The organism is Collinsella sp. OF02-10 (genome assembly GCF_003463445.1).
Lineage (GTDB): Bacteria > Actinomycetota > Coriobacteriia > Coriobacteriales > Coriobacteriaceae > Collinsella.
This window is the reverse complement of record NZ_QSCW01000024.1, coordinates 1-23,494: the sequence shown is the minus strand read 5'-3', so window position 1 is coordinate 23,494 and position 23,494 is coordinate 1. Positions and strand designations below refer to the sequence as shown.

Genomic DNA, 23,494 nt, shown 5'->3' with positions numbered 1-23,494 from the left:
GCGGGCTTCTCCTCGATGGAGACGGCCCTGCCCCGCGCGTCGAACTCCACGACGCCGAAGCGCTCGGGGTCGTCGACGTGGTAGCCGAAGACCGTGGCCCTCCCCGACTCGGCGTTATGGACGGCGCGCGTCAGGTGGCGGCTGAGGCCGTTGCCGTAGAAGATGTTGTCGCCCAGCACCAGCGCGCACGGCTCGCCGGCGATGAAGTCCTCGCCGATGGTGAACGCCTGCGCCAGGCCGTCCGGCGAGGGCTGCTCGGCGTAGGAGAGGTTCACGCCGTAGCGCGAGCCGTCACCGAGCAGGCGCTCGAAGTTGGACAGGTCGGTCGGCGTGGAGATGACCAGGATGTCCCGGATGCCCGCCAGCATGAGGGTGGACAGCGGGTAGTAAATCATGGGCTTGTCGTAGACCGGCAGCAGCTGCTTGGAGGTCACGAGCGTGAGCGGGTACAGGCGCGTGCCGGACCCGCCGGCGAGGATGATGCCTTTCATAGAATTCCTCTCAGTTGACAATCGTTAGGCAAAAGCTGCTAATTGCAAACAACGATTAGACAAACATATTTATTAAAATTATATGCGCCAGCAGCGGCTTCCTCCTCATTCTCTTTAAAACGGACAGTAGAAACACGTAACTCTTTCTGCATTTATCGCGAGGTAGGAAATGAATAAGTACAATGAGCAGTGTCCAACAAACGAAAGGCAAACAATGCGAGTCGAAACAACCGGAGTATGCAGAGGAAACTGGAAAATCTACCAGCAGCTTAAAATAGAAGGCATCCATGAAGGCTCCAGCATAAAAGCTCAAGCGGCAACGGTTGACGACCGCCGTTTACCTTTGTCTCTTCTAAAATTCAAGGACAATAACGGCGAATCAGACTCATACGTTCTTGTAATCCCCGACCCCGACACCCGATCCATTAAAGTTGAGTTTAGCGAAATCGGCAAAGACGGTCGTAACCTGAGCAGCGACTCCCTTTCGCTCAATTGCAAGAACATCAAATGGGAGTCGCGTCTTAACTACAAAATTAAACCTGACATGTGCAGCAAACTCAGAAATTACGATGACGTTTCAGAGTTTGAGAGGGCGACGATTGATTTTTGGCAGTGCATCGAAGATTCAAACGAGTATATCCTGAGGTGCACGGTTAGAACACCGTACCGCAACGACTCGCAAATCAAACTTCGCTGCCTCGATCGGTTCCTCAATGAGGTTGAGCTGAGCATAGTCAACTTCGGCTCAAATGTAACGAGTGTTGGATTTACATCCGAGAAAAAACAACTTGAAACACAGCTCTCGATCCGCATGCCAAAGGCGTTTGATCGTTACTACTTTATAATTGGCGATCAAAATCACCCTTCATTCAGTGCATTTGACTGCTTAACGCCTGATAAATTAGGCTTGCTTCTTGAGGAGACCAACTTCCTCTTTACCCATGCGCAGTTTGACCCTGAATACCCCGAATGGTTTACAGAGCATAAGGCAACCATTGGCGCACTGGAGAAGCAGAGAAAAATCGTCTTCAATAGCGCTCCGAAATTCAGCATCATTGTCCCTCTTTACAACACGCCCATTTCGTTTTTTAACGATATGGTCGAATCCGTAAAAAACCAGTCTTATGCAAACTGGGAGCTCCTCCTAGTTAATGCAAGCCCTGACAATCAGGAACTAAAGGCTCGCGTTGAGCAGGAAACAGCCCGCGACAACAGAATTAAGTCAATTAATCTTACCGAAAATAAGGGTATTTCCGAAAACACAAACGCAGGCGTTGCCGTAGCTTCGGGCGATTTCGTTAGCTTCTTTGACCATGACGACATTCTTGAACCGGACTTGTTGTTCTCATATGCCGAGGCAATTGAAAACAATAATGGCGTCGATCTTCTTTATTGTGATGAAGATAAACTCATGCCCGATGGAAAGTTAGCGCAGCCGTTCTTTAAGCCGGATTTCAATATCGATCTGCTCAGAAACAATAACTATATCTGCCACATGCTTACCATCCGTAAGTCCCTGCTAGACACTCTAGAGCCGAACACAAAAGAGTTCGATGGAGCACAGGATCATAATCTGACTCTCCGCGCCGTGGAAAAGGCAAGGAAAGTTCATCATGTTGCGAAGGTTCTATACCACTGGCGCCTAAGCGAGACCTCCACCGCAGCAAATGCCGATAGCAAGCCGTATGCCACTATCGCAGGTATCAAAGCGGTCCAGAGTCATTTGGACAGGCTTGGGCTCAATGCGAAGGTCGAACAAGCGCGTCGTCCCTTTACATATAAAGTAACCTACGCTGTGCCAGATTCCCACCCACTCGTGTCAATTATCATCCCGACTAAAGACCACGCCGACATTCTGAACAACTGCATTACATCAATTGTTGAGAAATCAACGTACGACAATTACGAGCTCGTCATAATCGAAAACAACAGCACAGAAAAGGTGACGTTCGATTATTACGATAAGTTGCAAGCAAAATATCCTGACATCGTTCGTCTTGTAACTTGGGAACACGAATTCAATTTCTCCAAGCTCATGAACTTTGGCGTTGCTCACGCCAAGGGCGACTATCTCTTGCTATTGAATAACGATACTGAGGTAATTACGCCCAATTGGATCGAGACCATGCTTGGCATCTGCGCACGTGAGGATGTTGGCGCAGTCGGTGCAAAACTCTACTATCCCGACAACACCATTCAGCACGCGGGCCTATGCGTCACTGGCGGCGTGGCGGGACATCTTTGCCAGAGCATGCCAAGGAATAATTGGGGCTACTTTGCACTCAACGATGCGCAACAAGACTTCAGCGCTGTCACTGCAGCTTGCATAATGACCAAGCGTAGCGAATATGAGAAAGTCGGAGGTTTCACCGAAGAGCTTCAAGTTGCATTTAATGATGTTGACTTTTGCTTAAAGCTACGCGAGATTAACGACCTGATCGTATACACGCCCGAAGTCGAGCTCTATCACTACGAGTCGATTTCTAGAGGCGTTGAAAACAATACGGAAAAGCAGATTCGGTTCCACAAAGAAGTCGCATACATGAATTATCGCTGGGCAAAATACTATGTCGAAGGCGATCCGTACATTAACCCAAATTTCAGCGTGGGAGAACCCGGAAATCGCTACTATCATTTATAAAGTGTTAGCTTAATTCTGCGCTTTCTAATTTTAACCTTATTAAAATGCGACTAATAGATAAGGGAATCGAGGGTCAACCCTCGATTCCCTTACTATGAATAATTGCATTCCATACATGATATACAGTTAAGAAGCGTTTGTGATTCGATACACAAGCAGGCGTTGATTCCGCATGCTGGCCAGAATCCGCATCATTCCAAAGGCGTATTTAAAACCCAGCCCCACTGTGGTATAGCGGTAGTGTGGTAGTAGTTCAGCCACCAAGCAAGTGATGTTGTCCTGATGTAACCGATGTTATCCATAACCATACCGTTTCCGATATAAATAGCAATATGGCCCCAGCGGGCACCAGCACTTGTATGAGCATGCGTAGGGACCGCAACGATCATTCCAACTTTAAGCTGAGATATATCTCGGCTGTAACACCAATTCCAGAACATGTCGCATGCGTCGCCGTTGGGATATGACCCCAGCACGGGGTAAAACACATGGCTAACCCACTCCGAGCACAGTCCCGCCCCAGGAGAAGGAACGCTATGGCAACGATTAACGATCTGGGACTGCAAGGAGGCGCGCGCGGAGTGCTCAGGCTCCACCCAAGCACCTGAGGCATTAAAGAAATACTCGGAGTCTCCAATTCTGTTCCAGCCATTTACCATTTGTCCAGAAGACATAAGGTAGTACCACGTTCCATCATCATCGAGGAACCAGCCAGTATTCATAGCTCCGGATTCGTTGTCGAGGTGATACCACCTACCGTCAATGAATCGCCAACCGCGCTGCAGAACCCCATCTGAGTCTGTGTAAAACCACACCTGTGCAGCTGAGGACCAATACCAGCCAGCGACAGGCTTTCCCTCGGGATCCCTGAGCTTAATTCCACCCGCGCCGTCCTTGACGCCCGAAAGCACAATCGCACCACTGCTGCACGCATAATATACGTTTTCATCTTGTGAGAAGACCCAAGTGTTGCACTTTAATGCACCGCCGCTATCCGGATCCAAATAATAAATGGAGCCATTTACAGTTTGAAATCCTTCCAGCATGGCGCCATTATTATTGGGGTCTAGCAAATACCAGCTAGAACCATTGTAAAACCACCCGGTACGAATCTCTCCCGATGCGTTGGAGCAATACCATGCCCCATCGTTAATAAACCAACCGGAGCTCATAGAACCGGATTCGGAAAAATGATACAAAGAGCCGTTAACAAGCCTAAAGCCCGTAGCCATTAATCCAGAAGGCTCAAGCCAGTACCAAGTATTGCCAAGGAGTAACCACCCGGTCTGCATAGCGCCCGAACTGTCCAAATAGTACCAGCTATCATCAATTAAAACCCAGCCGGTCTTCATTGAACCCGATGTCTCGTCAAGGTAGAACCAGCGCCCACCGGTGGCAGCCCATCCCTTCAAATGTGCACAGGAGTTAGAAAATAAATGCCAGCCATCGTTCAAGTATTTCCAGCCAGTAGCTGCATAACCTTCGGAATCAAAATAATACTCCGCCCCTCTAATGGACAGAAAACAGTTTGACGGCCAACCACCAGCCTCATATCTCCACCACCATTTACCGTTTTGGTAGGCCCAAGAACCAGGAAGAGCGATGTTATTATCAGAGGAACGAACGATCTGGAACGACAGTTGAGAGGTAACGCCGGCGTAATTCCCTAGCCCATTCACTCTTATAGTGGCGCAGCCAGGGGCAACATTATCTGAATACGTGACTTCATAATCGATTCCGCTTGCTAGCACAGAACCGCTGGCAGTCAAAACAGAGACATCAGGAGTAATCACATCGCCAGTATATTCATATATCGACGAATCGATAGATGCTTTGAAATTATCGGAATCCAAAGTCAAACGATCGCTACCTGATGTCCCAAATGCTTCCTGACCCGATTGAACCAAAGAGCCATCAGTGCCTTCAGCCACGCAATCTTCAGTTAATGAAAATGCGATTGCGGGCCATAAAAGAGAGATGAAACAAATAGATGTTAGACAAACCACGCTGATTAAACTCAGATGTCGATTTTTCATCATTTTTCTCTTCTCGCCAAATCAAATTAACCTTTGAATATCCAGATGCAGTCGACCCAGAGATGCAGTTCCCAAATTAATTAATATGCAAGACAACTCGCTTGATACGTTGCACCAGATAAAACGATAAGACACTCAACATAGGGATTGTCTATTTGTTAGACAATCCACAACCAGCAGTCGAGCGCGATCAATGGTGCACAAACTTAGGAGCCCTAATGAGGGATAGCCGAAGGAACTGAATCAAACCATGTATTGAGCTCATTCATGATCAGACCTTTTCTCAAGCTCTTTTTCGAGCAGGGCAATCCTATGAGTAAGGTTTTTGATCGCCAAAACATGACGACTCGCGGCAACGCTAAGAGACAGAGAGATTGCAAGCAACAGCACGATTGCACCCAAAAAAAGGAAATTGGCCGGGTTGACAAACCCAATAGCTGTTGAGCAACTATAAATAATCTGAGGACATAAATCACAGATCAAGGCCGCCATACACATCAAAATCCACAGCAAAGAGTACTTAAGAAGCATCTTTCCGTTGGACACGAGACGTAAAACATAGACGAGGAATCCGCCGAAAAAGAGGGCCGCACCAATCCTCAAAATAAGATTCATTATTTGTCTCCCCTATGAACCCAGCACACAAGGACAATGGCTAACGTAACCTTGACCATATAGTAGACGGAAGAGAAGCCCCCGATAGATGAACGTCCACCTTGGCGCTCATTCATCTTTACAGGCGCTTCCATAACGGGAAGACCAAGCTTCATAGCCAAAGCAATCGACTCTGGCTCCGGGTAGTCATCAGGATAACTCTTGCAGAACAGGTCGATAGCATCTTTATTGCAGGCCCTAAAGCCAGAAGTGGGATCGGTGACCACCTTACCCGTAAGCAACTCGAGCAAAAATGAAAGCCACCTGATTCCAACACGACGCATAAAAGTTGATTGAAAACCATCAGTCTCAACCAGAAATCGAGAGCCTATCGCCAAACTCGCACCGCTCTCAATCAGCTTTACAAGCTCAGGAATATAAGAAGGATCATGTTGGCCATCGCCATCAACCTGAATGTCGATATCATAGCCAAATCTCTGGGCATATTTATGGCCCGCTTGGACCGCTCCACCGATACCAAGGTTCTGCGGCAAATCCAATATGTTGATACCATGCTCTCGACAAAGCTCAAGCGTTGTATCTTGTGAGCCGTCGTTGATTACGACATAGTCATAACCCGCAGCTTTTATAGCTGCAACGGTATTGAGAATGCACTCCTGTTCGTTATAGGCAGGAATTATTACGAGAACACGCAGATGTCCTTTTGAACATGTCGTTGAAGTAAAAGACAATCGAGATTCATCCATTCCAAAAACAGTTGGCTCTTAGCGACGCCCAAAGAATTTGCGACTCTTACAGTCCAACGCATAGCTTAACTCAGACTTAAGTTTACTGTATCCTGTCTAACCATTAGGAAGTTACATCTCAAGCTTAGATATTTAGCTTGCTCAACTAGGGCACACATGGAGTCCCCATCCATCACCGCAGGAAAAGGACCCCTTGCAGTTCTGCCTCAAATACGGGGCGCATGTCCTGAGCGAACCCTCAACGCCGTCCCATTCGATCCAATCGAATCCAACTAATTGCCCACTCCTACTATAACCATGACCTATATCGCTAATTTAGAAAAAACGGATATACAGAAGCTCGAACATCACAAAATACAGCAGCGCAAATGGAGCCCCGAGCATAAAGGCTGTAACTTTAGCCTTCACCTCCTCATCGCAGTAAATAGGGAACCTGAGCAATAGACAGGCAAAAGGTATTATCAAAGGTATGAGATATCGCGCTTGGACACCCGCAACTGTCTGGCTTCCAACTCCTGTAAAAGCGATGTATAGAGCCAAAGCAACTAGGTGGCAAGTAGCAAGAACCAGGAATAGAGTCCAAACAATTCCGCAACGGCTAAGCTTTATTTTAGTATCTTTTTCATTATCAATAATGCAAATAGCTTCAAACAGCATGATGGGGAGATACGAAAGCCATGGGAACAGATTAGACACGTCCCCAAGATAAGCCATATTCGTTGATATTGAATTGAGAAACGCCGGGGTCAGCATCGATCCAAAAACGAAATTCGAGATTACAGCTATAGTTCCAACTGGATTTGCAAGCACTCCCGTCGTTTGACCAGCCGTAGAGACTTCGGAGCCACCACGTGCATCAGAAATATTATTTACGACAGATGAGAAATATGGCGTCAAGAAAGATAGGATCATAATGGCACAAACGAATAGAGCAGTACCAATCAAGATACGTCTTTGCTTGCTTGAAACATATTTATTTGCAGGAATTAAAAGCGCAAGTCCAAATAAGGGAAAATAAATCGCTTTAGCTGCAAACCCGATTGCAAAAGATAGTAGAAATGCGAAGAACGTTTTAGCAGAAATATCCTCTTCAGAAATAAGCATCTTCAACAAAAGAGCTGTTCCTAGCAAACTGAACGATATCACACAGGGATCATACGAGTAACTGGCTGCCATTAACACAGCAGACGGGAACAACGCAATACAAGTGAAAAGACATTTTCTGCAAGGGGCTATACGAATTGCGATTCCGCAGATAACTGCATACGCAAACAAATTAAAAATTTTACCCAATGCAAATTTGATAGAGAATGGGAGATGAAGCAAGCGACCCAAACAAAGGCCGATAGATGAAGGAATATAGGCAATTTTAGAAAGAGCCACACTATCAAAACAATTAAAACGTTCGATACCTTCAGCTAAATCATTTTTATCAGCCTCTCTGACCAATTGCTCAACAGAGCCACGGTTAAACTCTCTTGTTTCATCTATTGGGTACTTACCCAAAGCTGCATCCAAACTAAAGCCGTCCCCCATATAAAACTGCTCGACTATCATTCGGTCAGAATTTGTTATTTCAGCATTTGTGAGGTAGGAAAAACTGTTTGCATTTCCATAGTGGACCTCATCATCCCATGTCAAAAAATTTGTAACGGGAAAGCAAATAATTACGGATAGACCAATTGAGACAATGCATGCGAAAGCGAACAGTTCGGGCTTCAGATAAGAAATGCCCCCATTAATAGCAATCAATCCGATCAAAACCGTAATGGGCAAAGCAGACGCGAACAACACCGTCTTTGACTTATCGAGCGGAATGCCAATAAAAGCGATTAAAACAGCAAAGCCAACAAAAACCGCCAAATAAAAGAAACACTTCTTAGCATCAGTTTTCTTAACCGAGGTTACGAAGCTCTTCATCAGGCCATAGCAAAGCTCAATTCCCTGGAACGCTAAAACTAAATGAAAGCATATAACCAGACCTGAGATATTCCATGCACCAAGACCGAAGGGGCCAAACGTCTTCGCGCCAGCCAATATGATGAAAACTAGCAGAAAGCTGCTGAGGATACTGGACGCGACGAGAACGGTTATCTGACGAATAGCATCACCGCTCGACTGTGATTTCGGTTGCAAATATAAGCACGCAACAGCAACGACATCGCAAAAGAGTTCAAGAATGAATAGATTTAAATTCTTATAGTGCAATGATGTCGCGACAGCTAACAAAAGAAGTCCCAGCCCAAAGATGGCAAGCGCGTACTCGCTTTTCTTAATTGCAGGATTATTCAAAACGTGCATCTCCAACTAAAGACAAAATCGAATAGGATAAGTCGACAATAACAAATTCGGGTCTTAGATCCAACTTCACTCAAAAGCTAAGTAAAAGCCAGCCAAGTATCACTTAGCAAATACAAAACGCCTTCTCGACATCTATAGCAGTGGCGTCCCAGCTATATCGATTTTCAACAAGGGCCCTAGAGTTTCGAGACTGTAGAGAAAGCAGCTTTCGATCATCAAAAAGCCTGCATAATGCCGAAACCACCTCATCAGATGACATGGACTGAATTATCGTGCCGTAGCTATCATCTGGAATAAGCTCGTGCGCGCCTCCCACATCTGTTACCACAGCAGGCGTTCCGCAAGCTGAAGCCTCAAGAAGTACCGTCGAAAAGCCTTCGGACCGAGTTGGAAGACAAAGCACATCTGCTTGCTGAAGTAAGGAGGAAATGTCCTCTGCGCTACATCTCCCAAGCCAAAACAAGTTCGACGAACAGGCTTCCTTGACTTCATTGGCCAGCGGACCATCCCCTGCAAGAACAAAACAAATATCACGCTTGGTAATATCCTTTGCGCGAGCTGCCTCAATAATTGAATAAATTCCCTTTTCAGGAATAAACCGCCCAACAAAAGCCACAACTAAAGATGATTGAGGGACACCTAATTCTGATCGGAAATCTCTACCCGAAGAGATGCTCCTATAAATTGAAGCATTGATTGAGTTCGATATTACGCCCTTTGCACCGATATTAAAATGCTGAAGCCATTCAACGCTTTTAGAAGAAATCCCATAGAAATCAGGTTCAAACGTCTTTACGCGATCAGTAATCCAATCCTCATATCGGCGCACAAAATAATCAAGGAATGGCTGATTGAAAGAAAGATACGCTGAACCATGGTCGAGAACGACGGCCCTAGTGTTATGATCCACAGCAAACTTCAGCCCTTCGAGTGAGAGGGGGAAAAGCCTCGTGTTGATAAGTACGCCGTCCCACTCATAATCATCAAGGCTTTGCAGGAGCCGGTAATAATCGCCGGTTTTTTTGGGAAGAGGAAGCCTTCCATCAAGCAATGAAATACATGGAAGCCGAATTATCTCGAGACCGTTTTCGACTGAATGACCGACTCCTACGCGCATTGAATCATTAGTAACGATAACCACCCTGTCGCCGCGGGCAGCTAGGGCATGAGCGAGACCATCGACAAAATTACCAATTCCACTAAGTTGCGGGTGATAATGATGGGTGAAAATACAAATAGAAGAACTCATTACATAACCTCATCTGGTAAAGATTTCATATCCTTAATTCTGCGCAGTCCAGACTTCACCATCCCCAAAGTCAAGCAGAAGAGGAAGATGGGTATGTCGATTTTCCGGCTCCGGAATTTTCTTCCATTCGCCATACATCGTTGTAAGATATTTATCCGTCATACGAGGAACGGGGAATTCACTGCCTTCGAAAACCGCACTGCTCAGAGGGAAAATCTCTGAAATAGGCACTGGCGCCATATTCGGCCAGCTTAACGTCAGACAATAATCAGAGACCTCACCCGTATTTGAGTCGGCAATACAGGAGTCGAACAAATCCTGGTAAGAGCATGCGCCTCGAGAAACCAGTCGTTCCACTACGTGTATAGCAGAACAACCAATTTGCTCGAGTTGTCCAAGGAACCCTTTATGAGGGACAACAATGGAAGAAGAGTGATATAAATAAGCTCTTTTCTGTGCAATTGATGCAGTTCGGACTTGTTTTGCACGAAGGCGTTTATCTGTATAGAGCTGGTCATATGGAAAGATGTCGACAAAAATACCCATCGAACTGGAAGCCTCTCGAGCCTCCTGATTCTCGAAGCGAGTTTCATCGCGATACACCTTAGCAAACATCGCAGCATAGCCAATAGTATTCCGCGATGTATGGAGCGAATATCCTTCCGGTAAACCATCCTCGGCTAAAGAGCAAAAGCGGTCATAGTCTGAACGCATCATTCCGATATCTATATCATCATCCCAAGGGATAAACCCCCTATGACGCATTGCTCCTAAACATGTTCCGCCATCAAGCCACCACCTGATGCCGTGCTTAGAGCAGAATGCAGCGACAACCTGAAGGATATCCAATTCAGTGTTTTGAAGCTTTAATAGCGCGTGAGCTTTAGACATCATCGGCCTATCTCTTTTCCCCAAACCATTCTTGCGTCTGTTTCCCCAAAACAAAAGACTGATAAATAAGGCAAATAGCATTGGATATAAGCGCCGTTACAGTAGGGCCATTTAAGCCAAACAACACTTGCGCGGGAGCCATGACAGCAACAGCACTGATTAAGGACAATATGCTGCCAACAAATACCCCTCGGTAGTTATCAAGAGAAACCAGCAAATCGTTGACAAACCAAGCAATGCCAGTCAAAAAGGCACAAGCCAACATAGGCTGAAGGAGATCAGAATGTTTGGCTATTCCAGCGCCATAAAACAAAGACAGCAATAATTTGCCGAAAAAGAAAAGCGCAGCTGCTGATATGACGCCGACAAATAAAATACCGGCAAGTATTTTACCTATAAGCGTAAAAAAGGACTTTTCCCTAGAATAGTAACGCTCTACTAAATAACCTAATAAAGGATTATAGATATACGTCGCACCCATTTGGATAATTGCCACGGGAGCAGCAACTGATGCATAAATGCCTAGAGCAGAATCTCCGAATGTATAAGATAAATACTGCCTTGGAATATTCGGCGCCGCAGAAGCAGCAATGCCGCCCAGAACGATGGGCAAACAGCCACATAGGAAAGCTCTGACCTTCGCTTGGGTAATTCCAAGTTTGATTGCAGAGATTCGATTTGATCTCGGATAATCGTAAATAACACCGATACCTATAGTCACTACCGTCATTAGCAACAATGCACCTTCGAGGCTATTTAACAGCCCAAAGACAACAATGAACGAAAGGAGAGAACCAATGCCCTGCATTATGAGGGATTTCCCAATATAGTCCATCCTATGGCCAACCTGATCATTGGCATGCATGACATCAATAACTAAGCCGGCGGTTTTATAGAGAGCATACAAAAGAACAGCAGGCACCGTATCAATACGACACGTCGCAATGGAATAGACGGCCAACATTGCAAACGCCATAAACGTAGTAAAGAAACGAAAAGTCAGGTATTCACCAGCAGAGTTTTTCCTTTCAACATCTGCAATTTGTACCGTGTACATCCTGTATTGGGCCAATTGAGAAAACATGTTGAAAATAGACATAGCAAGGGAATAAATTCCAGCAGCACTATATCCATCAGACAGTCGAACGACCAATATAGTGATTAGCCATTGACAGCCTAAATTCGTCAACGAGCCAACGGTATTCCAGAACATATTGTGTTTAATCGAAAGAGTCTTCTCTGTGGCTTCCACAAATATAAGCGCCCTTCTGAACAAGTCGCGATTCGGATACGAAGCTATTTTGCTTCTTTAATCATGTTTAAAATCAAAAGAAACAGCCAATTCGGTACAAGTCGCATAACGATTTCAGCTTTAGCAATGGACGGGCAAGCTCGTCGATATTTAAGCAAGCCAATTATGGAGCGTCGCTCTCTTGCATCGGCGAACCCCATTATTTCCTTTAGGTGCGGTGAATCAGGAAATCTTTCGGCAAATTGCTTAGCTGTATCAACCCTGTTTTTAACTCTTGTTAAATACCAATCATCTTTTGAAGCAACACCCGCAAGGAATCCAGTTTCATTCCCGCCATGTCGACGATACTTAACCAAGGGAGTCGTTGTAAAACTGCACTTCCCCAGTTCGCTGCAGCCCAATGTCAACCACAAATCATGTGCAGTGGATTCCGGAAAGGGAATCATCGACTTAGCAGCACTCGCATCTAGCATGAGAGCCATACCAATGCCGTAGCATACACTTGCAGCCTGAATAGTAATATCCTCTCCGGAGCACCAATTTACTTCAGGCGAATTTGGATGAGCTTTTCTGTAGCTCTCTACCAGCATGTTTCCGTTTTCGTCGATTACCGATCTATCGCAAACATCAAGAATTGAGCCTTCTTCTAGCATATGGTTGAGCGAAACTTGAACTCTGTTAGGCTCCCAAATATCATCTTGATCGCAAAATACTACGTAATCCCCTTCTGCCAAAGAGAGTAGTGCCTCGAACGATTTGACATAACCGAGATTTTTATCGCCATGATAATAACGATAGGCGTTTTTCTTTATATGCTCTTGGATAAACCCCTCTAAAGAGGCCGATTCGGGGCAGTCATTTCTGACCAAAAGCGTAACCGGAAACGTTTGTTCATCAATCGAATCAAGTTGAGCGGCGAAAAACTTAAGATCAGGTTTATATGCTGAAAGAAGTACGCATACGCCTGTACCATTTCCCTTTTCTATTTCCAAAAATCCTCCCAAAGTCATGTTTTCAAGATTAGCAAAGCAATCATTAGAGATTTAAGGTGTTGTTTATTACGCTCAAAAAAGACAGGAGAAGGCTCGGCCTTTAGATAATACATGGCGGCAAATTGAATGGTGCTCCCGTAATTTTTAACACCAACACCGACATCTCGCCCCCCTAGAGGGAGCGAGATGGTTGGCTTTTCAAAATAATCTGAAAAGGAAGCTCGTAGAGAATTAAAATCCTGCGCACCGGAAGTGCATACAGTTTATGACTGCCTTCTCATGAAACCGCTTGCCAAATCAAAGCACCTCAATTGGAAAAGAGTCCCTTAAGAATCAGTGTCTTTCTCCCACCTTTAAAGACACTTGTCCAATATCAATAGGTAACAACCTTTGTTCCATAAGGTATGTTATCGTAAATCCATTTTGCGTTCTGGATCTCAAGGCGCACACATCCTGCAGAGGATGGAACGCCCATCGTGGGATCCATCACCCGGTTACTGTTGACGTAGTAGGGCGAAGAATGGAATAGATAATCACCGTAGAACTGTGTGTAGTAATAGCAAGTATATCCATGCCCAAAGGAGTATCCCTTTCCGTAGACTTGGTACTCCCCTATCACCGTAGGCGTGCTAGCTTTTCCCGTCGAACATACATATCGACGGTTTAAGGACCAATTATTCCATGACCCAGTGTAGATGCTCGTGATACAACGCGACGTATCGACAAGTATCAGCCAATTTGTATTGCTTGAATAACTTTGAGCTTTAGCGTCCATATAGTCTGACACCCACGCGCCGTTAGCCATGAAGTAATTCCAGGATCCGTCCACAACGCGCCAGCCAGTAGCCATAGCCCCACTAGCATCAAGCCAATACCAGGTGCCGCCCAAATTGAGCCATCCCGTCTGCATATAACCAGACGAATTCAAGTAATACCAATATCCGTTAACGGCAACCCAACCGGTTTTCATAACGTAAGTAGATGGATCTAAATAGAACCAGGAGCCATCCTTGCTCAGCCAGCCAGATCGTGCATAGCCAGCGGTCTCATCAAAGAAGTACCATTTTCCGTTAACGTTCTGCCAGCCGACGCTCAAGGAGCCATTAGTCGGATCAGCATAGAAAATGCAGCCACCAAGCGTCACGAAACCGCGCGCTTCGACCAATTCGCCATCGCCGTTTGAAGTAAATAACTTCCCATTGCGCAATGTTCCGCACAACGAGCAGTCAGAACCAGCAAAAGCCTTAGACGGACCATCCTGAACCGAGTCAAGGACATCTACCCATTCACGACAAGCAACAGCGCCTGAGCCTTTTGCATAATAGCTTTTCCCATTTACAGAAAAATGCCCGAGCAGCATTTTGCCGTCGACGGCAGGATCAAGATAATAGTATTGGCTACCGTCCTTCAGCCAACCCGTCTTTACAATACCCGATGCATTAGATGGCTCAGCGTAATACCAGTCTCCATCGCTCATAAACCAGCCGAGTGACAGCGCTCCCGTTGAAGAAAAATGATACCGATTCGATCCGATGGAAAAAAAGCCGGTAACCATTCTATTGTCATTTGCGATATCGAGCCAATACCAAGCGCCGTTCACCGAACGCCAGCCCGACGCAAGTGCGCCGGAACCGTCTGCGTAATACCAGTCCGTACCATCAAACGCCCAACCAACAGCCATTGCACCGGAATCCGATAAATAATAACGTGATGAGCCAACGGAAACGATTCCCCTAGACATAGCACCATCATTGGCGGGATCAAGCCAATACCAGTTATTGCCAGTTTGAAGCCAACCGGTTAAGACTTCACCATTGCTACCCCAATACCATAAACCGTTATCAAGACACCATCCATTAATCAGTCCATAGGTTCCAAGAAGATAAGGATGCCCATCGATAACACGTCGCCCAGTAACCATGGAACAGCCGTCAAGGGAGTCAAACCAGTACCATTGGCCTCCGATAAGCTGCCAACCATTTGCCAAAGCGCCTGATGGACTCGCGTAATACCACTTATTGTCAGTAAAAATCCAGCCGCAACTCATCGCGCCGTCACGAGCGGGGTCCAAATAAAACAACGAGCCGTCAACATTCTGCATTCCGGTCAAACGGCAGTCGTCAAGATAGTAATACCAGGACAAACCGTCCCATTGCCATCCAGATAGTTTTTCCGTCGTCGACGAGTCTTGGCTTTCGACAACCTGTGGATTCGAATCTTCCGCTGTTTTGCCAGCATAATCGTTGGAATCTTGAGCGAGACCGCCGCCGACAAAAGCACCCGACCCTTCCGTCGAGTCGCGCTCTACGATATCGTTATTCGCCCCCTCTTCCACGGCATAAGCAGTGCAAGAAAACGCGGGGGCGAAAACCGAGAGCGAGGCGGATAGTAGCACCAAGCCGATTGCTCGCCAGCAAATTCGATGATCAATCCGAGCATTCATTTCAGGCCCCCAACCGGTACCGACTGTCTTACAAGGAATCAATTAGATAAACGGACGGGCTGCGCCGATCACATTTCCCCTAGCGCTGACGGGATGAATACCGACACCCTGATGAGGCCAGGAGTCAATCATCATACCGCCGCCAAGTGCGATTGCGATATGCCCGCGATAATAAATCACATCGCCACGCTGAATCGAGCTGGTGCTCACGGGCATAAAGATGTTGCTTCGATACCAATTCATCGAATTGTAGGTTTGGCTTGGATCCCAGCGATGGTTATAAGGGTTGTAAACACCCATATCCATGCCAGTAGCATAAAGACATTGCAAGACAAAACCAGAGCAATCAACAGCCCCGCCGGGAGCGGTAGACCAAGGCTCAATATATTGCGTACCGATATATTCGTAAGCACGCTGAATAAAGGCATTCACGCAATCTTCCCGCGTCGCTTCGACAGAAATGCGAGAAGGAGTCACATAGGTAAAGTAGCCAGTGCAGTAGCTAGGCAACTGAACAGTCCAAGAGCTGACCTGGGGATACTGCGGAGGATTTTGCCAGCCAACCTTGTCGCACTGGCCATCGCTCCAGAAAATTCGACGCACGCCATCGATGGTTCTTGCGCCTGTTGCCATAGCACCGCTGCCGTCTAGCCAATACCACTTACCCGAATCTTTAAGCCAGCCAACATGCATGCTGCCGTTGGAGTCAAGGTAATACCATGTTCCATTGAGGCATTTCCAACCAGTTGCCATTTTTCCGTCGGCGTTTAGGTAATACCATGCACCGTCAGTAAAAACCCATCCAGTTTTCATCGCACCAGAATCGGCATCAAGCCAATACCAATCGCCATCAATCTGCAGCCATCCACGATGAATGACGCCCGTTCCGGGCTCAGCATAAAACCTTTGATTTGCAACATTAACCCAACCGGACGCAACCTGCCAGCCATCAGCTCCAGCTGTTTTTAGGATAGTACCGTTTTCGCGGATCACATCTTTGCAAAGATATCCATTGCCATCGGCATATCTTTCTACGCCGTCTTTAACGGTAATCCAGCTTGACACCACAAGTCTACCGCTCAGGTTTGCGAAACAATCGTTGCCGCCCACCTCAAATAAGCCCGTTTTCATGAGATGGCTAGCAGGGTCCAGGTAATACCAACTCACGCCCTCTTTATACCAGCCAGAAATAAGCGCGCCAGATTGGGAGGCGAAATACCAGCCGTCCTCGACCTGAGCCCAACCAACAGCCATAGCCCCGTTAGGCTTTAAATAATAAGCTGCATTGCCAAGGTCTAAATACCCAACGGACATCTTACCATCGGAGGCTGGGTCGAGATAATACCAAGCGCCGTTAACGAGTTTCCAGCCAGTGGCCGCAATACCGTTAGAGCAGTAATACCAATCTGCTCCGTCTTTGTACCATCCATTTGCGAGGCCATAGTCACCAAAAATGTAGGTTCTTCCATCAATCTTTTGACGACCCTTAAACATGATGAACGTCTGTGAGTCAAAATAATAGTGAGCCCCACCTATCGTTTGCCATGACGAAGCAAGGGCACCCGACGAATAAGCCCAGTACCAATTCCCGTCAACGAGAATCCAGCCGGTTTTCATAGCACCAGTGGCATCTAAATAGTATTTCCCGCTCCCGAGGTCGACAAAACCAACCTGCATTATATGGGTGGCAGGATCCAGGTAATACCATGTGCCGTCTTGATAAAACCAATCAGCAGCTAAATCGCCTCCAGCATTGGCATAAAACCAATTTCCATCTGAGTTACGTAGCCAGCAGTTCTGATATAGCGCGCCAAAAGGCGTTGCGGCATTGCCGTCATTCGCATAAAACGAAGCAGTCGATCCGCCAGCATCGGTCACATTGAAATAACCTGTCTGCATTGCACCATCATTGGCCGGATCAAGCCAATACCAATAGCCCCCGCTTTGCAGCCAGCCAGTTTGGTGTTTACCGTTTTTTCCGTAATACCAAACTCCAGACGACTCGTCTCGTTGCCAGCCATCTTTTATGACGGAAGAATTATCAGGTTGCAAATCATCGGAAACCACAGAAGAAAAATCCGCTTTTGACTCAATACTCTGAGCCTCAACGGAATCCTGTGCAAACGCGACATTCGCACTCAGGGGCAAGCAGCAAGCAGTGATTAATGACGCAGCAGCACAAACAAGCGTGGCCTTCTTTTCGAATCGATACATAAGCGACCCTCCCAGATATCCTATTTAGTTATTTTAATCCACCTTTCGAGATTGATTTTCGCTACTTTCTGTTCAGTCTATGTAGCTAAATACAATTGATTGAACATATCGTTCAATCATTCTATTCTTTTCCTAAGCAATGAACATCTTAATTGGAGGCCTGCAGTGGAACTGACCAAGCGTAACTTTACAGTTCTGTACGAATACCTAAAGAACCCATATGCCAGCCAGCGAGAAGTTGCCGAGCGCACCGGCCTTTCACTTGGATCAGTAAACGCAGCGAATAAAGAGCTCACGAATGAGGGGCTTCTCGAATCGGACAGCCTAACCGACGGCGGTTACGAAGCGCTTCATCCCTATAAGGTTGAAAACGCAGTGATATTGGCTGCGGGGCTTTCGAGCCGCTTTGCTCCCATTTCGTATGAAAAGCCCAAAGGCCTTTTAAAAGTACGTGGTGAGATCCTCATTGAGCGACAGATTAGGCAGCTGCAAGACGCAGGTATCAGCAATATCACCGTCGTTGTCGGCTATAAAAAAGAATATTTCTTCTATCTCGAAAGCAAGTTCGGCGTCTCGATTGTCGTCAACAACGAATATGCATCCAAAAATAACCACGCATCGCTTATGTGCGTAAAAGAGCGGCTTGGCAACACCTATATTTGCTCAAGCGATGATTACCTTCTAAACAATCCGTTCGAAGCATACGTTTGGAAAGCATTTTATTCTGCTCAATATGCTGAAGGCGCCACCAAAGAATGGTGCATTCAAACCGGAGCAATGGACAGAATTACCAATGTTACGATTGGCGGTTCCGATGCTTGGTATATGCTCGGACATGTCTACTTTGATAAAGCCTTCTCGCTTGCATTTAAGCAGATTCTTGAAACGGAATATAACAAGCCCGAAACAACGGACAAGCTTTGGGAAGATCTATATATCGAGCACATCAAGGAGCTCGATATGGTTATCAAGAAGTATCCTGAGGGCGAGATCAACGAATTCGATTCTCTTGATGAGCTGCGTGCCTTTGATCCGCATTTTATCGAAAACGTTGACTCCGATATTTTCGATAACATCGAGCAAGTGCTCGGCTGCTCCAAATCAGAGATTCACGACGTTTATCCCCTTAAACAAGGTCTTACGAATCTATCGTGCCACTTTAGAACCAATGACGGAGAGTACGTTTACCGCCATCCGGGAGTCGGGACCGAACTGCTTATTAACAGAAATGGAGAAGTAGCCGCACTTAAAAAGGCCAAGGAGCTCGGCCTTGACGACACGTTCATTCATGAGGACCCAAAGCGTGGTTGGAAAATTTCGAAGTTTGTACCCAACGCAAAGCAGCCTGACCCGCATGATCCTGCCCAAATGAATCGAATGATGCAGATGTGTCGTTCGCTTCACGAGAGTGGTGCAAATGTTGAAACCGAATTTGACTTCTACCTCGAAGCGAAGCGCTACGAATCACTTCTTCTGGAAAAAGGTCCCATCGACATTCCAGGCTACAGGGAAATGTCCGCCGAAATCGATGAATTGGAGCACTTTGTACAGGCCGATAATGCACCAAAATGCCTTTGCCACAATGACTTCTTTTACCTCAATTTCCTTATCGATGAGAACGACAAGTACTATCTCATTGACTGGGAATATGCTGGCATGAGCGATTACACAAACGATTTTGGAACATGCAGTGTCTGCTGCGAGCTTTCCGAAGATGAAGTCGACCGCGCGCTTGATGCATATTTTGGGCGCAAGGCAACAAACAACGAAATTGCGCATAACTATGCGCACATTGCCCTTGCAGGATGGTGCTGGTACCTCTGGTCTCTTCTGAAAGAAGCCGAAGGCGACTTCGTGGGCGAATGGCTCTATATCTACTTCAATTACGGTGCCAAATACCTCAAAAAGGCACTGGAGATCTATCGGAAAGGTGAGTAACGATGCAATTCGGCTTTTTTAGCGGTCTTCTTTGGGGCCTTGATACAGTAATTCTTGGAATCGGCTTGGCGCTTGCGCCCTATATTGGATCGGCGGAAGCGCTTGCATGCGCCTCCATTGCGGGATCCTTTCTCCATGATGCCTTCTGTGCAATTTGGCTCTTTGGCTACATGGGAGTCCGAGGCAGACTAAAAGACACGCTCGCTGCACTTAAAACTCGTTCGGGCAAGGTCGTCATCGCCGGCGCCCTACTCGGTGGACCTATCGGAATGACCGGCTACGTATTGGCAATTAATAACATCGGAGCTGCCTACACGGCAATCATCTCCGCCTTCTATCCCGCAGTCGGAGCATTCCTTTCCTTCGTACTGCTGAAGGAGAAAATGGGCAAAGGCCAGATTCTTTCCCTTCTCGTTGCTCTTTGCGGTGTAATGACGATGGGCTATCTATCGGCCGGATCGAGCGAGATTGCAAATGCCCCCCTCGGCTTACTCGGCGCAGTGCTTGCCGTTATTGGATGGGGATCCGAAGCGGTGCTGTGCGCATGGGGAATGAAAGATGATGCCGTTGATGACGAAACAGCTTTGCAAATCCGCGAAACTACAAGTGCGCTTGTTTATGGAGCGCTCGTACTCCCCCTCTTCGGAGCATGGCATTTCACGTTGGGCGCTATCCCAAGCATGCCCACATTGATTATTGCACTCGCCGGACTCGCAGGAACTGCATCCTATCTGTTCTATTACAAGGGCATTGCGGCAATCGGAGCAGCGCGTGCGATGGCTCTGAATATCTCCTATTCGGCATGGTCAGTGGTCTTTGGCCTGATCTTGCTTGGAACAATTCCCGACATGGCATCCGTAATCTGCTGCGTTGTAATTGTATGCGGAACAGTTTTGGCAGCCAGTAACTGGGACGAACTATTTGGACGTAAGAAGACGGCGTAGCTAGATTAACAATGTAGCAAAAGGGGAGAGCTCGTCGAGCTCTCCCCTTTTAGCATCATGGCTATTCAATTACCACGGCCTGGCTATCCATCTGTTGCCACGTGCCGAAGAACACTTGGGCATTTCGCGTAACATTGCCGTTAATCGAATCCGAAAGATAGACAATTCCCTGCTCGTCATCATAGCCTTTAAGGACTACGGCATGATTACCGCCCCACAGACCATAGGAATGCCCGTTATACCAACGCGCAGCATAACGGCCTCCTGGCCAACTTCCCCATTCGGTATTCCACATCTCAACAGGTTGACCACAGGTCAGCCTGTTCTTAATGGAAGAAATTGACGAGAAAGAGACGTCTTTTGCCTGCTTGCCACTTCCAGCAGCACGCAGAAAGTTATTACCAGCAATAGTAATCGCAGGTGCGACGCATCCCATGAGACCCCCGCTGCTACGCCTTGGATTGCCATCAAAAGCGGTAACAAAATTGCCATTACTTCCCTTGGGCAAATAGTAATCCGCAATAATCGTCTTACCTAAACCGAAACCATAGTAGTTAAGCAAGTTTGTAAGGGCAACCGACTCACAGCCAGTAGGAAGTTCCGGGTACTGCGAATAGCACGGGACATCGACCCAAGCGCCAACCATTGCGCCGGATGAACTGAACTTGTAGTCAGTAGAGCCGATCCAATACCAACCGTTGCTCAACATTACTCCCCCACGTGCGGCATCAAGGTAATACCATGTGTCCCCACGGGAAAGCCATCCCGTTTTCATTATGCCAGAAGCGGAATCTAGCCAGTACCAGTTACCGCCATCGTTAAGCCAGCCGGTCGCCATTCGACCATCCGAGTTAAAGTAATACCAAGACCCAGCAATTTGCTGCCATCCAGTCAGAATTACCCCATTAGCAGAACAATAATATCGAGAACCCTGACTCTCAATCCAGCCCGTTCTGGCATTACCGTCATCGTCAATCAGCTGGATTCCCGAATCGGTCATTATGCCTTTAAGGTCAATTGCGCCGCTGGATGACGAATGATACATCCAAGACCCATCACCGTTTGACCAGCAATTAGCCATCATCTTGCCGGTACTATTAAATATGTATTCACATGATCCGATAGTTTGAACGCCCGTGGTCATGGCATGCGTCGAGGGGTCGAGCCAGTACCATGCACCGCTTAGGCTGAGCCATCCGGAGGCGAGGGCACCGGAGCCCGTCGCGTAGTACCAGGTCCCGCCGTCGAGCACCCATCCGGTCGCCATCGCGCCGGAGGCGCTGAACCAGTACGCTGAGTCGTTGCATGCGTGAAGGCCCGTCACCATGGCGCCGCCCGCGTCGGGGTCGAGCCAGTACCAGGAGCCGCCGGTGTAAAGCCAGCCGGTCGAGGCGATGCCGTTCGCGAACCAGTACCAGGAGCCGTCGACGAGGCCCCATCCGTTAAGGGGGCCGCAGCTGCCGAAGTAGCGGCGGACGCCCTGCGCATCGGTCTGGTAGCCCGTCAGCATGGCCCCCGTCCGGGCGTCGAAGCAGTAGGGCACGCCGCCGACGGATACGGGGCCGCGCGCCAGCGCGCCGGATCCCGTCGCGTAGTACCAGGTACCGCCGTCGAGGAGCCATCCGGTAGCCATCGCGCCGGACGCATTAAACCAGTACAGTGAGCCGTTGCACTCGTGAAGGCCGGTAGCCATGGCGTGCGTCGAGGGGTCAAGCCAGTACCACGTACCGTTTAGGTTGAGCCAGCCGGAGGCGAGGGCGCCGGAGCCCGTCGCGTAGTACCAGGTGCCGCCGTCGAGCACCCACCCGGTCGCCATCGCGCCGGAGGCGTCAAACCAGCACGCGGAGCCATTGCACTCATGGAGCCCGATGGCCATGGCATGCGTCGAGGGGTCGAGCCAGTACCAGGCCCCATTGGTATAGAGCCAGCCAGAATGCGGCGAGACTGGATTAACTGAATCCACATAGAACCAGTTACCGTCAAACGAATTCCAACCCTGATTCCATTTAACGGATTCTTGAGCAGACCCATCATTGATTGAATCGGAAGAATTAAGAGTCGAGGAGACGGATTGCTGCTCAAAATCAGTAGGGATGAAGGAGCTTATGGATTCTGCGTTCGCGATATCAACCACACCGGGCCCAGCGAGCAGTAGAGTTGAAAGAATGATTAGAATTAATGTTATTCGCTTTTTCCTTGCCATGTCAGCCCCCAGTAGTAACCAATTTTTACATAAACATAGTCTACAAATGGATAGCTAAGAGCAATATGTAATTAGAAAAAAGCAATTAAAGAAGAGTTGCTAGCCGAGCCAAGCACCATTACTAGCAAAAGAGTATTGTGCCCCGTCGATCTGCTGAACACCAGTAACCATAGCGTGCGTCGAGGGATCGAGCCAGTACCAGGCGCCGCCGACATATGCCCAGCCGGAGGCCAGCGCGCCGGAGCCCGTCGCGTAGTACCAGGTTCCGCCGTCGAGGACCCATCCGGTCGCCATCGAGCCGGAGCCGTTGAACCAGTACATGGAGCCGTTGCACCCATGGAGCCCGGTGGCCATGACGTGCGTCGAGGGATCGAGCCAGTACCACGTACCGTTTAGGTTGAGCCAGCCGGAGGCGAGGGCACCGGAGCCAGTCGCGTAGTACCAGGTCCCGCCGTCGAGGACCCACCCGGTCGCCATGGCGCCGGAGGAGTTGAACCAGTACGCTGAGTCGTTGCATGCGTGAAGGCCCGTCACCATG

General features: G+C 47.7%; 15 protein-coding genes and 1 pseudogene. 3 read left to right on the top strand and 13 right to left on the bottom strand.

Features of this window, described 5'->3' with window-relative positions; all coding sequences use genetic code 11:
• A partial coding sequence (locus tag DXA43_RS09335) for a sugar nucleotidyltransferase (protein WP_158564981.1) occupies positions 1-491 on the bottom strand: 491 nt, incomplete at its 3' end.
• Between the two features lie 169 nt (positions 492-660).
• On the opposite strand from DXA43_RS09335, the gene DXA43_RS09330 reads away from it, so the two are divergent.
• The gene (locus DXA43_RS09330) at positions 661-3,132 is read left to right on the top strand and encodes a glycosyltransferase (protein ID WP_117806973.1); all 2,472 of its coding nucleotides are present in this window, start codon (positions 661-663) and stop codon (positions 3,130-3,132) included.
• 191 nt (positions 3,133-3,323) lie between these two features.
• Here DXA43_RS09330 and DXA43_RS09325 read toward each other — a convergent pair whose 3' ends face one another.
• The 10 genes from DXA43_RS09325 to DXA43_RS10575 form a co-directional block, all read right to left on the bottom strand.
• Positions 3,324-5,171 carry an N-acetylmuramoyl-L-alanine amidase family protein gene (locus DXA43_RS09325; RefSeq protein WP_117806972.1) on the bottom strand — a complete coding sequence of 616 codons (1,848 nt, stop codon included), beginning with the start codon at positions 5,169-5,171 and terminating at the stop codon, positions 3,324-3,326.
• Positions 5,172-5,429: 258 nt separating this feature from the next.
• Positions 5,430-5,783: a DUF2304 domain-containing protein gene (locus tag DXA43_RS09320; protein WP_117786521.1), complete on the bottom strand. Its 354-nt coding sequence runs from the start codon at positions 5,781-5,783 to the stop codon at positions 5,430-5,432.
• A complete protein-coding gene (locus DXA43_RS09315) occupies positions 5,783-6,529 on the bottom strand; it encodes a glycosyltransferase family 2 protein (protein WP_117786522.1) in 747 nt (248 codons plus the stop codon). The genes DXA43_RS09320 and DXA43_RS09315 overlap by 1 nt, the downstream gene beginning before the upstream one ends.
• Before the next feature lie 315 nt (positions 6,530-6,844).
• The gene (locus DXA43_RS09310) at positions 6,845-8,821 is read right to left on the bottom strand and encodes a DUF2142 domain-containing protein (RefSeq protein WP_158564980.1); all 1,977 of its coding nucleotides are present in this window, start codon (positions 8,819-8,821) and stop codon (positions 6,845-6,847) included.
• Positions 8,822-8,933: 112 nt separating this feature from the next.
• Positions 8,934-10,079 carry a glycosyltransferase family 4 protein gene (locus tag DXA43_RS09305; protein WP_117786524.1) on the bottom strand — a complete coding sequence of 382 codons (1,146 nt, stop codon included), beginning with the start codon at positions 10,077-10,079 and terminating at the stop codon, positions 8,934-8,936.
• 33 nt (positions 10,080-10,112) lie between these two features.
• Positions 10,113-10,973, bottom strand: coding sequence for a phosphorylcholine transferase LicD (locus DXA43_RS09300; RefSeq protein ID WP_158564979.1), 861 nt, complete (start codon positions 10,971-10,973; stop codon positions 10,113-10,115).
• 4 nt (positions 10,974-10,977) lie between these two features.
• Entirely contained in the window at positions 10,978-12,222 is a 1,245-nt protein-coding gene (locus DXA43_RS09295) for a lipopolysaccharide biosynthesis protein (RefSeq protein ID WP_158564978.1), read from the bottom strand.
• Between the two features lie 44 nt (positions 12,223-12,266).
• Entirely contained in the window at positions 12,267-13,214 is a 948-nt protein-coding gene (locus DXA43_RS09290) for a glycosyltransferase (protein ID WP_158564977.1), read from the bottom strand.
• 373 nt (positions 13,215-13,587) lie between these two features.
• Positions 13,588-15,657 (bottom strand): L,D-transpeptidase family protein, encoded by a 2,070-nt coding sequence (locus tag DXA43_RS09285; RefSeq protein ID WP_117806969.1) that lies wholly within the window; start codon positions 15,655-15,657, stop codon positions 13,588-13,590.
• A 42-nt stretch (positions 15,658-15,699) separates the two neighbouring features.
• Positions 15,700-17,871 carry an NlpC/P60 family protein gene (locus tag DXA43_RS10575; protein ID WP_117806968.1) on the bottom strand — a complete coding sequence of 724 codons (2,172 nt, stop codon included), beginning with the start codon at positions 17,869-17,871 and terminating at the stop codon, positions 15,700-15,702.
• Between the two features lie 165 nt (positions 17,872-18,036).
• Here DXA43_RS10575 and DXA43_RS09275 point away from each other — a divergent pair, with 165 nt between their 5' ends.
• On the top strand, positions 18,037-19,809 hold the full coding sequence (locus tag DXA43_RS09275) for an NTP transferase domain-containing protein (protein ID WP_199580561.1): 1,773 nt from the start codon (positions 18,037-18,039) through the stop codon (positions 19,807-19,809).
• Positions 19,810-19,811: 2 nt separating this feature from the next.
• Positions 19,812-20,753, top strand: a complete 942-nt coding sequence (locus tag DXA43_RS09270; protein WP_117655878.1) for a DMT family transporter — start codon at positions 19,812-19,814, stop codon at positions 20,751-20,753.
• Positions 20,754-20,814: 61 nt separating this feature from the next.
• Here the strand turns inward: DXA43_RS09270 and DXA43_RS09265 are convergent, their stop codons facing one another.
• Positions 20,815-22,956 (bottom strand): C39 family peptidase, encoded by a 2,142-nt coding sequence (locus tag DXA43_RS09265; RefSeq protein WP_117806966.1) that lies wholly within the window; start codon positions 22,954-22,956, stop codon positions 20,815-20,817.
• Positions 22,957-23,055: 99 nt separating this feature from the next.
• Positions 23,056-23,494 (bottom strand): annotated as a pseudogene (locus DXA43_RS09260) (N-acetylmuramoyl-L-alanine amidase family protein); the annotation flags it as partial.